This window comes from Bartonella sp. AP40SXNS, from assembly GCF_042195825.1.
Classification (GTDB): Bacteria; Pseudomonadota; Alphaproteobacteria; order Rhizobiales; family Rhizobiaceae; genus Bartonella.
Genome location: NZ_JBHIPB010000121.1, coordinates 1 through 647, shown reverse-complemented (window position 1 = coordinate 647; position 647 = coordinate 1). Strand labels below are relative to the sequence as shown.

Genomic DNA, 647 nt, shown 5'->3' with positions numbered 1-647 from the left:
CCCCGCTTGTGACGTGCAAATAAGTGGTTTTGATTGATTCAAGATAAACAGATTTGAAATGAGAGAATCCTACGTTATTCGGGCGTCTAATTCAATATAAACAGAGCTAGATTATCATTATAAATCAATATCTTGTATCGGCTTATCAAGCGGGGGATATTTTGCTCAATTCTGTTTGGTGTTTAAATCACCGCCCGCGTAGTAGTCCAGAAGGGATGGTTTACAATCCGTGGCATAATATTTGGGTTGATATTTATCTTCAATCAGGGTCAGGTGTAATTGCAAAGTCGGCATATGGTGTTCCGATTACGACCAATCGTAGCTATGCGGATCATGCATTTGATTTTTGGTCTGTTAATTTGACAAGTGATGAGTTTTCGCCATGCATGTATGGAAGTAATCAAGCAACCAGTATTGTCGGCAATCAAGCGCCTTCTCCTAAGACGTCTGGAGGACACGTTGATACAAACAATAGACGGATGATTTCGCATATCGGTTGTGAGGATGGTTGCGGTTATGTTTGGCAATATTTGTCTGGTTGTTATCCAGTGACTAAATGGCATACAGGGGAGCAAGGAAGCAGTTTACGTGTAGACATAAATGTTATGTTGGGAGGAGGCGATTGGACTGGTGGCTCTAACAATGAT

Annotated in this window: 1 pseudogene; it reads left to right on the top strand. The window is 41.3% G+C overall.

Annotated elements, in window-relative coordinates:
- Positions 1-161: 161 nt before the first annotated feature.
- Positions 162-647: pseudogene (locus tag ACFILZ_RS10105) on the top strand (hypothetical protein); the annotation flags it as partial.